A 12,938-nucleotide genomic window follows, 5' to 3' on the forward strand; every position below is an offset into this window, starting at 1 on the left:
AACTGCGGTCTATAGTCAAGATCGCAAGTTGTCGGCAAACCAATGGAGGTGGACCCGTGTCAGTCGAGGTATCCGACGTCAACGTTGAGCAGTGGCGTGATCGCAAGCGTCATCTGTGGCTCATGGGCCTGATCGCGCCCACGGCGCTGTTCGTGATGCTCCCGCTGATCTGGGCACTGAACCAGGCGGGATGGCACGCGTTGGCGCAGGTGCCGCTGTGGATCGGCCCCGGCCTGCTCTATGTGCTGCTGCCGATCCTCGACCTGAAGTTCGGGCCCGACGGGGAGAACCCGCCGGACGAGATGATGGACCAGCTGGCGAACGACAAGTACTACCGCTACTGCACCTACGTCTACATCCCGTTCCAGTACGCCAGCGTGATCCTGGGCGCGTACCTGTTCACCGCCAAGGACCTGAGCTGGCTCGGCTTCGAGGGCGGGCTGGCCTGGTGGGCCAAGCTCGGCGTCGCACTGTCGGTCGGCGTGCTGGGTGGCGTCGGTATCAACACCGCGCACGAGATGGGGCACAAGAAGGAGAACCTGGAGCGCTGGCTTGCCAAGATCACCCTGGCCCAGACGTTCTACGGCCACTTCTACATCGAGCACAACCGCGGTCACCACGTCCGCGTCGCCACTCCGGAAGACCCCGCGTCGGCCCGCTTCGGTGAGACCTTCTGGGAGTTCCTGCCACGCACCGTGTGGGGTGCCCTGAAGTCCTCGGTCGAGCTGGAGGCCCAGCGCATCCGTCGCCTCGGACGCAGCCCGTGGGATCCCCGCACCTACCTCAAGAACGACGTCCTCAACGCCTGGCTCATGTCGCTGGTGTTCTTCGGCGTCCTGATCGCGGTGTTCGGGCCGGCGCTCATCCCGTTCGTCCTGATCCAGGGCATCTACGGATTCAGCCTGCTGGAGTCGGTCAACTACCTGGAGCACTACGGCCTGCTGCGGCAGAAGACCGAGAGCGGACGCTACGAGCGCTGCGCGCCGGTGCACAGCTGGAACTCCGACCACATCGTCACCAACCTGTTCCTGTACCACCTGCAGCGGCACAGTGACCACCACGCCAACCCGACGCGTCGCTACCAGACGCTGCGCAGCATCGACGGCGCCCCGAACCTGCCCAGTGGCTACGCCACCCTGATCGGCCTGACCTACATCCCGCCACTGTGGCGCCGGATGATGGACCACCGGGTCATCGAGCACTACGACGGCGACATCACCAAGGTCAACGTCCACCCGCGGGTGCGGAACAAGGTGATGGCCAAGTACGGTGCGGCCGCATGAGTGCATACGCGTGCCCGGGCTGTGGTTATGTCTATGACGAGGCCAAAGGGGCTCCGCGTGAAGGGTTTCCGGCCGGCACGGCGTGGGATGATGTCCCCGACGAGTGGTGCTGCCCCGACTGTGCGGTCCGCGAGAAGGTCGATTTCGAACAGGTGGGAGTGAACCAATGAGTGAGCCGTTCAAGAAGTTCGTCTGCCTGCAGTGCGGCTTCGAGTACGACGAGGAGAAGGGCTGGCCGGAGGACGGCATCGCGCCCGGCACCCGCTGGGCCGACATCCCCGAAGACTGGAGCTGCCCGGACTGCGGCGCCGCCAAGGCCGACTTCGACATGGTGGAGGTCGTGGCGTCGTGACCGCCGCCGCAGTACCCGACGGACCCGAGGTGCCGCGCCCCGCGGCACCTCGCGTGCCGTACGCCGAGGCCTCGCGGGTCCTGCTGCGGCACTCGATCCTGGACGGCATGCGAGAGCTCTTGCTGGCCAAGGACTGGTCGTCCATCACGCTCTCCGACGTCGCCCGCGCCGCCGGCATCAGTCGGCAGACCATCTACAACGAATTCGGCTCGCGCCAGGGCCTGGCCGAGGGTTACGCGATGCGCCTCGCCGACCGCCTGGTCGACGCCGTCGAGCACTCCATCTACGCCAACGTCGGTGACATCCACGCGGCGTTCTTGCAGGGCTTCCGGATGTTTTTCACTGAGTCGGCGTCCGACCCGCTGGTCATCTCATTGCTGACCGGCGTCGCCAAGCCCGATCTGCTGCAGCTCATCACCACCGACAGTGCGCCGATCATTTCGCATTGTTCTACGCGCCTGACCGAAATATTCCGCAGTAGCTGGGTGCGGACTTCCGACGAAGACGCCGGGGTGCTGGCCCGGGCGATCGTGCGGCTGGCGATGAGTTACGTGTCAATGCCGCCGGAAGCGGACCACGATGTGGCCGCTGACCTGGCCCGGCTCATGACGCCGTTCGCCGACCGTTACGGTAGTACGGATACTCCGTAGCCGTCAGCGCGCCATGCGAGCAGTTTTCTTGGTGCCTGTCCCGCGAGCCCGCAGGCCATGGGGTCACTCCGGTGCGCTTTGGCGCACGCACAGGCAACTGACGAATGAATGGGGCTCTAATCCATGACGGAATTGAAGGCAGACGTCCGTAACGGCATCGACTACAAGGTCGCCGACCTGTCCGAAGCCGAGTTCGGCCGCAAGGAGATTCGCCTCGCCGAGCACGAGATGCCCGGCTTGATGGCGCTGCGTCGCGAGTACCACGACGTGCAGCCGCTCAAGGGTGCACGCATCTCCGGCTCGCTGCACATGACCGTGCAGACCGCGGTGCTCATCGAGACGCTGACCGCGCTCGGCGCCGAGGTCCGCTGGGCATCGTGCAACATCTTCTCCACCCAGGACCATGCCGCCGCGGCCATCGTCGTCGGCCCGCACGGCACCCCCGAGGAGCCCCAGGGCACCCCGGTCTTCGCCTGGAAGGGCGAGACGCTGGAGGAGTACTGGTGGTGCGCCGAGCAGATGCTCACCTGGGACGGCGAGCCCTGCAACATGATCCTGGACGACGGCGGCGACGCCACCATGCTGGTGCTGCGCGGTGCGCAGTACGAGAAGGCCGGCGTCGTGCCGCCCGCTGAAGAAGACGACTCGGCCGAGTGGAAGGTCTTCCTCGAGCTGGTGCGCAACGGCTTCGAGAATGACAAGACCAAGTGGACCAAGATCGCCGAGTCGGTCAAGGGCGTCACCGAGGAGACCACCACCGGCGTGCTGCGCCTGTACCAGTTCGCCGCCGCGGGTGAGCTGGTCTTCCCGGCCATCAACGTCAACGACTCGGTCACCAAGAGCAAGTTCGACAACAAGTACGGCACCCGCCACTCGCTGATCGACGGCATCAACCGCGGCACCGATGTGCTGATCGGTGGCAAGAAGGTGCTGATCTGTGGCTACGGCGACGTCGGCAAGGGCTGTGCGGAGTCGATGGCCGGACAGGGCGCGCGCGTCGCGGTCACCGAGATCGACCCGATCAACGCGCTGCAGGCGCTGATGGACGGCTTCGACGTCGTCACCGTCGAGCAGGGCATCGCCCAGGCCGACATTGTCATCACCGCGACCGGCAACTACGACATCATCCTGCTCGATCACATGAAGGCCATGAAGAACCAGGCCATTCTGGGCAACATCGGCCACTTCGACAACGAGATCGACATGGCTGCGCTCGAGAAGTCCGGCGCCACCAAGCTGAACATCAAGCCGCAGGTCGACCTGTGGACCTTCGGTGACAGCGGCAAGTCGATCATCGTGCTGTCCGAGGGGCGTCTGCTGAACCTGGGCAACGCGACCGGCCACCCGTCGTTCGTGATGTCGAACTCGTTCTCCAACCAGGTCATCGCCCAGATCGAGCTGTGGACCAAGAACGACGAGTACGACAACGAGGTCTACCGCCTGGCCAAGCACCTCGACGAGAAGGTCGCGCGCATCCACGTCGAGGCTCTCGGCGGCACGCTGACCAAGCTGACGAAGGACCAGGCCGAGTACATCGGCGTGGACGTCGAAGGCCCGTACAAGCCGGAGCACTACCGTTACTAGGTAGCCTTCGCGGCACGAGCAAACGCGAAAGCCCCCAGTTTCCAAGGAAATTGGGGGCTTTTGCGTGCGGGCGGCAGGTGTGTCGACACCGCCTGCGGGCGGGTGGGTGTGAAATTAGCTGAAGTGTCCGCCTGCGGTGGCGCCGTATATTGCAATGCGCGATAATTACGATTCTGGCGACGCGCTGCGGCGTTTGCTGATGGGCTGCTGATCAGCGGATTCAGAGTTAGAATTTCCGCACATCAGGGCACCCTCGTGACGGGAGGTCGAGGCATGCGGAACAACCCGGTGGGAAGGCTCGTCGCGTTGCTGGCTCTGGTCGGGGTGGCGTTGACCGGCTGCGACGGCGTGAATCTGGGCAGCCTCGACTTCTTCGGCGGCACGTCGCAGCCCGTCAAGGGCCCGCCGGTACCGCCGGGGATGGTCCGGCACGACGTCCAGCAATTGGTCTGGCAGTTCCCGCAACTGCACAAGCCCGACGAAGCTGTGTGGGTCACCTGGAACAACAGCGGCGATCCCAGCCTGGCCGGCAAGGTGAACTGGATCGACGCGGTGGTCAAACTGTCGCCTGCGGAGACCACCCGGCTGTTGGCGGAGTACCACCCGGTCGCCACCGACCGGCAACCGATGGTGCAGAAGATTCTGCAGTCGGAGCTGCCCGATGGTCCGTACCTGTCGGGCCCCGAGCTGAACAAGCTGTTCTCCAGCCCCACCATGGCGACCCAGGCGTTCCTGGACCGGGACCAGAACGTCCTGGTGCTGACGACGACGTCGGGCGGCCGCGGGCTTTCGTAACCGCCTGCGCACACGCGATTTCGACGGGGCACTAGCGTGGGAGCGTGCGCGCTTTGATCCGCGGTGCGGTGTTCGCGATGGTGCTGGTGCTGTTGGCTGCCTGTGGTGCCGACCGCCCGCCGGGCTCGCTGTTTCCTGCGGCCGCGGGCCGGGGGCCGTGCGCGGTCGATACCCAACGCGACGTCGGCGCCACCATGCGCGACGGCGTCGTCCTGCGCGCTGACGTCTACCGCCCGAAGACCGCTGACCCCGTACCGGTGCTGCTCATGCGCACGCAGTACGGAAAGTCGGGGGCGCAGACCTCGCCGGAGCGTTACCAGCCGCCGGACTGGTTCGCCTCGCACTGCTATCTCGTTGTGATTCAAGATGTTCGGGGCCAAGGTAGCTCTGGCGGAGTGTTCAGCGAGTTCACCAACGACATGGCCGACGGCTACGACACCGTCGAATGGGCAGCCGGACTGCCCGGGGCCAACGGCAAGGTCGCCATGTACGGGTCGTCGTATGTCGGTGCGACACAGTGGCTTGCGGCGGTGACGGCGCCGCCGCATCTGGTGACCATCGCGCCGGCCAACACGGCGTCCGACTACTACGACGGCTGGACCTACGAGGGCGGCGAGTTCCGGCTGGGGTTCGTGCAGCCGTGGGCCATCGATTCGATCGCCCTCGGGGCCGCGCAGAACCGCCGGGACACCGAGGCGGAGCGGCTGTTGCGGGATGCTGCAGCCGACCCGACCCGCTGGCTGAACTTCCGCCCGCAACAAGAACTTCCGCCGATGCAGCCGCACAACCCGGCGGTAGCGCCGTGGTATTTCGACTGGGTCCGGCACAACACGCGTGACGCCTTCTGGCAGCAAGTCAGCATCCGCGACCGGTATCCGGCAGTGCGAATTCCGGTGCTGCACTTCGAGGGCTGGTACGACGCCTTCCTGGCCGGGGGAGTGGAGAACTTCGCCGGGATGGTCGCCCACGGCGGCAATGACGTTGCGCGTGCGAACCAGCGCTTGGTGATCGGGCCGTGGGACCACGTGGCCTGGGGCCGTCCCGATTCCGAACCTGCCCCGATGCTCAAAGATATTGGGGCAGTGGGCAACAGCCCGATCAATGAGCTGATGTTGGCCTGGTTCGACCACTTCCTCAAGGGAGTCGACAATGGCGTGGCCGGCAAGCCGCGCGTCGACTACTTCACCATGGGCTCCAACACCTGGCAGACGGCCACCAATTGGCCACTGCCACAGACCCAATGGATCAACTACTTCCTATCCGGCGCCGGCGGTATCGCCGACCGCGAGGGGAAGCTGCAGCCCGTCCTGCCCGGATCGCAGCCGCCCGACACCTATACCTACGACCCGCTGAACCCGGCACCGAGCCTGGGCGGGCACTCGTGCTGCGGGGCGCGTTCCGGTCCGCAAGGACCCTATGACCAGACACCCGTGGAGCAGCGCTCCGACGTTCTGGTCTATACCGGCGACCCCGTGCCTCACGCCGCCGAGATCACCGGGCCGGCCACCGTCACGCTGTGGGCCCAATCCTCTGCGGTGGACACCGATTTCACGGCCAAGCTGGTGGTGGTCAAGCCCGACGGGACGGCCGTCAATCTGAACAACGGGATTCTGCGGGCGTCGTTCCGGGACTCGCTGTCAGCGCCGACGCCCATCGTGCCCGGCCAGCCATACCAGTACCGCATCCAAATCTGGCCGACCAGTTACCAACTCAGCGCCGGGGACCGGGTGCGGGTGGAGATTTCCAGCAGCGACTACCCGCAGTTCGCGCCGAACCCCAACACCGGGGCGCCATTCGGGCGCGACGCGGCGACCGTGGTGGCGACGCAGACCATCCTGCACGACCCGGCGCATCCGTCGTCGATCACGTTGCCGGTGATCGCGCACTGAGTTCGCGGGCGCTACTTGCTGCAATCCAGTGACACGGTGATGGTCCGGCGGACCACCACGCGGATGACCTGATCTCGGTTGCCGGGACCGTCCACCCGAATGAGCCTGGTCTGCTCCTGCGGGTTGCGGACGCTGGTGACCACGCACTGATCGAGCGGTCCGCTGCCGACCCGGTCGACGTTGACGTGGAATCCCTCGGCTTCCAACTGGCCGATCGTGACGATCGCTGACTCGGCCGCTGCCGGCGCGGCGGGGGCAAGAACGGCGGCAGTGGCGGTGAGTGTAATGAGAGTTATTAGTGCAGTACGCATCTCAGGGTCCTTCCGGTCCTATACCCGTTGACACGTTGGGCGCGCGGAAATCGTTCAATGCGGTGTAGGGGGCTGCCCGGCGAACTATTTTTATAGTATCGTTCAGTTATGAGTGAGGCTACAAAAATGGTACTGGCGGCTGCCGTCCAGACCGAGGCGAAGGTCGGTGACATCGACTACAACCTCGAGGACTGCGAGCGTCTCGTGAACCGGGCCGCCGGTGACGGCGCGAGCTGGGTGGTACTGCCCGAGTTCTTCGCCACGGGCGTCGGCTTTCTTCCTGAGTTGACCGATTACGCGCCACCGGCCGACGGCGAGCCGACCAAACTCCTTGCGCGCCTTGCACAGTCACACGGCATCCATGTCGGCGGCTCCATCATTGTTCGCGACAGCGACGGCGAGACCCGCAACGCGTTCTTCCTCTACGGTCCCGGCGGCGACCTCGTCGGCCGCCATGACAAGGACCTCCCCACGATGTGGGAGAGCGCTCTCTACACCGGCGGCACCGATCCCGGTCGCTTCGAGGCCGGTGAACATTCGGTCGGCGTGGCCATGTGTTGGGAACTCATGCGCTCGCAGACCGTCGCCCGACTCGGCGGGCAGGTCGACCTGGTCGTCGGCGGTTCGGGCTGGTGGAGCCTGCCGACCAACTGGCCGTTGCTCACCCGTCTCGAAGCCGGCAACCAGGCTCGTGCGACCCGGGCGCCCGCGACCTTCGCCCGCCACGTCGGCGCACCGGTCATCCACGCCGCCCACGCCGGAACCGTCGTGTGCCGCTTCCTCGGAACCCCGTTCACGTATCGAGGCCACTTCGAGGGCGGCGCTCAGATCGTCGACAAGACCGGCCGCGTCCTCGCCCGTCGAAGCCGTGAGCAAGGTGAAGGCATCGCCATGGCTCAGGTCGAGTTGGGCCGCACGAACGAGACGTATGCCAGCGACCGGTTCTGGCTCCAGCAGCGTGGAACCATCGCCGCCGCGGCGTGGAGCTACCAGAACCTGGTCGGTCGCCGCTTCTACGACCGCGCGCAGGCCGCGCGGCGCAAGGAGGTCAACGCGTGAGCGCGCGTCCCTCCGGGCTCGTCACCTCCGGTGTCGTCGAGCTCGCCGCCGCAGCCCTGTCCGGGTGGGTCTACACCCTCGCGATGACCGACAAAGAAAAGGCCGAGCGCCTGGGCATCGTCAGTGCCGAGCGCGTGCGGCAATGGCACCTTGACCTGGTCATGCTCGGGACCTGCACCGTGGCTCTCGGGCTTGCGGTCCCCGACGCCCCGAAGATCGTCCAGCGCTCACTGGCGACCGGCGCGTGGAGCAACGCGATGCTGTTCCTGCCACTGGCGTTCGAGCCAAAGCTCTTTCAGGACAAGAAGTATCAGGCAGCGGCGGGGGTTTCGTTCGTGTCGACGACCGTCGGGTTCGTCGGGATCGCTGTTACGGCCGTGCGCCGTCGACGCGCAGCGCGTCACTGAGGAGTTGCAGGCCCACGTTGAGGGTCTGTTCGAGCTCGGCGTCGTCGACGCGTAGGCGATCCTGACGCAACGCCAAAGCGATGACGCCGTTCCATGCGCCCCAGACGAAGCGCATCACGCGGGCGAGGTCCAGATCGTCGCGGATCTCGCCCGCCTGCGCTGCCAGCACCAAGTCGGCATGTACGGCACCGACAAGGGCTTCGACGCGATCGGCGATGCGACTTTCCACCTCCGGGTCGTCCTGACCCGAGCCGGGTTCGAGGACGCGCAACGCAATCATCTGGAACGCGCCCGGCTCCTCGAGGTGGAACCGCAGATACGCCTCACCAGCGGCAAGGACCCGCTCGAGCGGGCTTGCGATGTTCTGCTCGGCAACACGAGCCATCGCCTTTTCGTTCAAGTCCAAGGCCCGTTCGACCAGTGCCAAATACAGGCCTGACTTGTTCTTGAAGTGGACGTAGACAGACCCGACTGAGACATCGGCCTGCTCGGCCACGTCGTCAATCGTGGTGGCCCGAACGCCACGCTCACGAAAGAGCACCTCAGCGGCATCCAGGATCGCGGCATAGGTACGCGCTTTTTTCCGCGAGCCCCGCGACTCCTCGACCCCGCTCATGCGCGCCAACCTACCGTCTGGTGTGCCCCCGGTTCAGGCAGCGTGGATTCTGACGATGTGGACGTCGCTGGTGAGCACCCGGGCACCGGTGGGGGTCGGTGGCGCGGTGCTGCGGTAGGTCCGGCCGGTAGGTGTGATGACCTCGGTCGTGTGCCGACCGTATTGGTCATAGATGGTTCTGGTCTGCCACCCGGGCTGTTCCTTGGTGTAGTTGCACCTCTCGCAGAGTCCCTGGCCATTGTGGGCACTGGTGGCGCCATGGGCGGCGTGTGGGTTGACGTGGTCGATGTGGCGGATGGGGGCGTCGCAGTAGGGGGTGCGGCAGGTTTGGTCGCGCAGTTTGATGAGCCACTTGAGGCCCTTCGGGAATGCGCGCGCCCGTGATTCCATGGCGACGAGGTTGCCGGTGGCCGGGTTGGCGTACAGCCTGCGCACCGCGGCGTCGGTATCCGGGTCGACCACCGTGGCCCAGATCATCTGGCGCGCCACGGCCGCTGGGATGGGGCCGTAGCCGTCGAGGATCGCGGGTTCGGTGCCCTGGGCCAGCAGGCTTTCGTCGGACAGCACCAGATTGATGGTGATGGGGACGGCGGCCCCGACGTCGCGACCGGTGGTGCGGCGGTAGAACGCGTCGGCCAACAGCTGTCCGCGGCTGCCGAGTCCGCCACCGCTGGCGATCGATTCGGCGGCTGCGTCGGCCGCATCCTGTTGCAGTGCCTGCTGCACGGTGCAGGCTTCGGCGGCGGTGAGCAGTGCCGTGACATATGCCATGCCGTGGGGCGCGGGACGCACAGTGACGGTGCGGTCGCATTGGTGGCGGCTCATGGCGGCCAGGACGGCCTCGCTGTCGAGCCGGAATGCGATGCGCCCGGCGTCGGCGTGGATCTTCTTGTCGCCTTTGCCTTCTAGTTTGGCCGGGTCGGCGCATAGTTCGGCGTCGAGTGCCCGCCGGTTCTCGGGTGACAGGCACTCCGCGTGGCCGGCGATGATCATGGCCCGGTGCTCGGTGAGCATTCCGCCGGCCAGTGCGGCCATCGTGTGCGGCATGTCGTCGACCAGGATGCGGGACATCTTCAGGTACCTGGCGCCGTGCCACGGCGAGGCTTGGCGGGCCAGTCCGATTTCGGTGGCGAGGCCCTTGCCACGCTGAGACGCCGGCACGTCCTCTGCGGCTTCGCGTGCTGTGCGCTTGGCTTGCAGCAATGCGGTCACCTGAGCTTGGGCTGCCGCGATGCTGGAGGTGGTGCGGCTCATCGCGGCGAGCTGATCGACCAACGCCGCCTCGGTGGCGTCGGGATCGATGTCGAACACGACCTCGCACATATGTTCGATAATACTCGCGTCTACTGACTCAAACTTTTTGGCAGGGTCGCGTTATCCACAACGAGGCCAGGGTTCAGGAGGTTGAGTGAGTCATGGCCAGATCGCGACGGACGAAGATCCCTGCCGAAGAAAAGACCCGACTGGTGCTGGCCGTGTTGGCCAACGAAATGACGTGCGGGGAGGCCGCACGCCGCAGCGGGGTCTGCCGTGAAACCGTGACGAAGTGGAAGCATCAGTTTTTAGCCGCTGGCGCCGAGCGGCTTGAGGAGGTGCCCAGCGGCCCGGCCGGGGCTAAGGGCACACCCGAACAGCGGCGCCTGCAGATCGAAAACGAGCAACTCAAACTGGCGCTGGCCGAAGCCACGGTGCAGCTTCGGATTTGGCAGCGCGGTGCCGCGCTGATCGATCAGGTCCCTTCCAAGACCTCGAAGCCCTAAGAGAGGCGGCGGGGCTGCCGGTTTCGAGGTTCGCGGTACTGGCAGACATCCCCGAACGCACCTACCGGCGGCGGTTGGCCCGATTGCGTCATGGCGCTGCGGATAGAGGTCCGTGGCCGGCGCCGGTGGTTGATCGCGTCGAAGGCCTGGCTGCCAAATACGCCGAAGCGTGGCCAGCCTGGGGCTACCGCAAGATCGCCGCCATGATGCGCGCCGACGGCCACGACGTCACCAATTCCTCAGTGCAACGAGCACTGAAACGACGAGGCTTGTTGCTGCCCCAGGGATTTCGCGCCGACCGCAAATCCTGGGCGATATTGCGCCGCAAAGTGTTCCGCGACCCACCCACCGAACGCAACCGGGTCTGGCAGACGGACTTCTCCGAATTCGAAACCACCAACGGCGGCATCTGGAGGATCAGTGCCGTCATCGACTACGCCACCAAATACTGCCTGGCGATCACCGTCACCCCCACCAGCCGCGGCATCGATGCCGTGCGCTGCATACAACTGGCCATCGACGAAGCCCAACGCGTCCTGGCTATCGACGACCTACGCGATGACCGCGCCCTGATGGACGTCCTCGACGCCCACGACAACATCATCGGCCAGACACCCGCACCGATCGCCATCGTCACCGACAACGGCCCCTGCTACCGCGGCAAGGACTTCGGGGCACTGTTCGCCGACCACACCGACCCACTGCTGCGGCACGTCCGAACCCGGATCAAATCCCCACAAACCAACGGCGTCATCGAACGGTTCTTCGGCACCCTTAAATACGAGCACCTATTTCGCGGATACATCGGCGACGGCGACGCCCTCGACATGGAAGCCCACCACTTCCGAACCATCTACAACACCATCAGACCCCACCAAGCCCTCGACGACCGCACCCCCAAACAGGCCTACCTAAACTCGACGAACCCACAAAACCTGCCAACTTCTTGACGCAAGACACGCGTTGTGGCGTGCAGCGCAACCGTGAAATCGCATGAATTATCCGATGGTGCAACATGATTCGGCCGTTCGCGCAGCATTCAGCGCCCGGCCGCCGCCCACGGTTATGACGCTACCGCCCGCCACCGACAAGCGCGGTTCGGCTGTGGCTGGGGCCGAAATTCGTGTCAGGGGCCCTCCGGTTTCGCCGTTACGTTGGATGACGTGGACGAAGCGCCGTTGGTACCCCCGACGATCGGTAAGGGCAAGTTCGAGGCCGCCGTGGTTGCGGCGCGGATCATCACGCTCGCCGAAATCCTGTACATCCCCGGCTTCACCGAGCTGACCCCTGAGCAGATGTCTCGAGTGGCCTACACGCCGTTCAACATGCAGTGGGTATCGCGTCCGGTGTACTGGATGCAGAGCGGTCGCAGCGCGCAGTGGCTTCGTGGCATTGACTCCGACTATCAAGCCAACCAGGTGGCGCTGGAGGAAGGCGTGCGTGCCAAGTTGCGCCACGTGGTCACCACCGTGGCCGCCGGGGACGCGACTGCGCTCGACCAACTCGACTACGGGGTGCCGTCGACGGTCACCGGGCTGCGCAAGCTGCAGGAGCTGTGTGCTGCCGACGAGGTGGCGGTGTTCGAGTCCCCGGTCCCGGACATGGCGGGTCCGTTCGGGGCGATCGCGATGTCTGGTGATGCTGCCGAGCGTGTGCAGCTGGCACTGGCGCGGTGGAATGACGATTTCCTGGCAATGGTGCCGGGTTTCGCGGACGCACTGCGTACGCGGCTGCGCGACGTGCGCGTCAGTTTCTGGCGTGAGGATGGCGTCGCGCTGCTGTACTACTTCGAAGGCGCCGACGGTGATCCGCTCATCTGGGTGGGTTGGGATCCGCGGTTCAACACCGGGCCGACGCCGCCGTATTGGGAGACCTTGCCGGCGCCCGTACGTGCGTTCCTCACTGACGTGCACCCCGGTTTCACCATGCTCGACGGTGAGTCCTACGGGCTGGCGCAGCCGTCGTACATGTCCACGTTCGCCGCGTGGGCGGGCTTTCCCGATTTTCCCGACGGCATCCCGGACTGGAACACCGAGGACCGCATCGCGTCGACGCAGATGCTGTGGTTGACCACCAACGGCGGCGACACCGCCTGGTGCACCTCGCCGGAACTGGAGGTCGGCCAGGTGGCGGTGAATTTCGAAGGGGACTTCAGCGTTTCAGAACTCGGCCCGGAGCTCGATCAGCTGATGCTGCGGCCGTTGGGGTTGTAGCCGTCCGACATGATATATC

15 protein-coding genes are annotated in these 12,938 nt (G+C 65.6%); 12 read left to right on the plus strand and 3 right to left on the minus strand.

What is annotated here, in order from left to right; all coding sequences use genetic code 11:
- Window positions 1-20 precede the first annotated feature (20 nt).
- From ACNO8X_RS11400 to ACNO8X_RS11430, 7 genes are all read left to right on the plus strand, one after another.
- Complete coding sequence (locus ACNO8X_RS11400; protein WP_418005863.1) at window positions 21-1,283, plus strand: alkane 1-monooxygenase; 1,263 nt, start codon at window positions 21-23, stop codon at window positions 1,281-1,283.
- Complete coding sequence (locus ACNO8X_RS11405) at window positions 1,280-1,453, plus strand: rubredoxin (protein WP_418005368.1); 174 nt, start codon at window positions 1,280-1,282, stop codon at window positions 1,451-1,453. Before ACNO8X_RS11400 ends, ACNO8X_RS11405 begins: the two co-directional genes overlap by 4 nt.
- On the plus strand, window positions 1,450-1,635 hold the full coding sequence (locus tag ACNO8X_RS11410) for a rubredoxin (RefSeq protein WP_138231750.1): 186 nt from the start codon (window positions 1,450-1,452) through the stop codon (window positions 1,633-1,635). Before ACNO8X_RS11405 ends, ACNO8X_RS11410 begins: the two co-directional genes overlap by 4 nt.
- A gap of 29 nt (window positions 1,636-1,664) precedes the next feature.
- Window positions 1,665-2,285 (plus strand): TetR family transcriptional regulator, encoded by a 621-nt coding sequence (locus tag ACNO8X_RS11415; RefSeq protein WP_418005864.1) that lies wholly within the window; start codon window positions 1,665-1,667, stop codon window positions 2,283-2,285.
- A gap of 123 nt (window positions 2,286-2,408) precedes the next feature.
- Window positions 2,409-3,869, plus strand: coding sequence for an adenosylhomocysteinase (ahcY, locus tag ACNO8X_RS11420; RefSeq protein ID WP_418005369.1), 1,461 nt, complete (start codon window positions 2,409-2,411; stop codon window positions 3,867-3,869).
- Between the two features lie 273 nt (window positions 3,870-4,142).
- Window positions 4,143-4,664, plus strand: coding sequence for a hypothetical protein (locus ACNO8X_RS11425; protein ID WP_418005370.1), 522 nt, complete (start codon window positions 4,143-4,145; stop codon window positions 4,662-4,664).
- Between the two features lie 68 nt (window positions 4,665-4,732).
- Entirely contained in the window at window positions 4,733-6,553 is a 1,821-nt protein-coding gene (locus ACNO8X_RS11430; RefSeq protein WP_418005865.1) for a CocE/NonD family hydrolase, read from the plus strand.
- Between the two features lie 11 nt (window positions 6,554-6,564).
- On the opposite strand, the gene ACNO8X_RS11435 is transcribed toward ACNO8X_RS11430, so the two are convergent.
- Window positions 6,565-6,864, minus strand: coding sequence for a hypothetical protein (locus ACNO8X_RS11435; RefSeq protein ID WP_418005371.1), 300 nt, complete (start codon window positions 6,862-6,864; stop codon window positions 6,565-6,567).
- Window positions 6,865-6,990: 126 nt separating this feature from the next.
- On the opposite strand from ACNO8X_RS11435, the gene ACNO8X_RS11440 reads away from it, so the two are divergent.
- The gene (locus ACNO8X_RS11440) at window positions 6,991-7,923 is read left to right on the plus strand and encodes a carbon-nitrogen hydrolase family protein (protein ID WP_418005866.1); all 933 of its coding nucleotides are present in this window, start codon (window positions 6,991-6,993) and stop codon (window positions 7,921-7,923) included.
- Complete coding sequence (locus tag ACNO8X_RS11445; RefSeq protein WP_260940031.1) at window positions 7,920-8,330, plus strand: hypothetical protein; 411 nt, start codon at window positions 7,920-7,922, stop codon at window positions 8,328-8,330. The genes ACNO8X_RS11440 and ACNO8X_RS11445 overlap by 4 nt, the downstream gene beginning before the upstream one ends.
- Here ACNO8X_RS11445 and ACNO8X_RS11450 read toward each other — a convergent pair.
- Both ACNO8X_RS11450 and ACNO8X_RS11455 read right to left on the minus strand, forming a co-directional pair.
- Window positions 8,293-8,946 (minus strand): TetR/AcrR family transcriptional regulator, encoded by a 654-nt coding sequence (locus ACNO8X_RS11450; protein WP_418005372.1) that lies wholly within the window; start codon window positions 8,944-8,946, stop codon window positions 8,293-8,295. The genes ACNO8X_RS11445 and ACNO8X_RS11450 overlap by 38 nt on opposite strands.
- A 33-nt stretch (window positions 8,947-8,979) precedes the next feature.
- Window positions 8,980-10,269, minus strand: a complete 1,290-nt coding sequence (locus ACNO8X_RS11455; RefSeq protein ID WP_418005373.1) for an HNH endonuclease — start codon at window positions 10,267-10,269, stop codon at window positions 8,980-8,982.
- Between the two features lie 92 nt (window positions 10,270-10,361).
- On the opposite strand from ACNO8X_RS11455, the gene ACNO8X_RS11460 reads away from it, so the two are divergent.
- From ACNO8X_RS11460 to ACNO8X_RS11470, 3 genes are all read left to right on the plus strand, one after another.
- On the plus strand, window positions 10,362-10,706 hold the full coding sequence (locus ACNO8X_RS11460; protein ID WP_418001499.1) for a transposase: 345 nt from the start codon (window positions 10,362-10,364) through the stop codon (window positions 10,704-10,706).
- Between the two features lie 125 nt (window positions 10,707-10,831).
- Window positions 10,832-11,656 (plus strand): transposase, encoded by an 825-nt coding sequence (locus ACNO8X_RS11465; protein WP_418001500.1) that lies wholly within the window; start codon window positions 10,832-10,834, stop codon window positions 11,654-11,656.
- Between the two features lie 213 nt (window positions 11,657-11,869).
- The gene (locus tag ACNO8X_RS11470) at window positions 11,870-12,919 is read left to right on the plus strand and encodes a hypothetical protein (RefSeq protein WP_418005374.1); all 1,050 of its coding nucleotides are present in this window, start codon (window positions 11,870-11,872) and stop codon (window positions 12,917-12,919) included.
- Window positions 12,920-12,938 lie beyond the last annotated feature (19 nt).

The sequence above is a fragment of the Mycobacterium sp. PDNC021 genome (assembly GCF_048282635.1).
In the GTDB taxonomy this organism is placed as follows: domain Bacteria; phylum Actinomycetota; class Actinomycetes; order Mycobacteriales; family Mycobacteriaceae; genus Mycobacterium; species Mycobacterium llatzerense.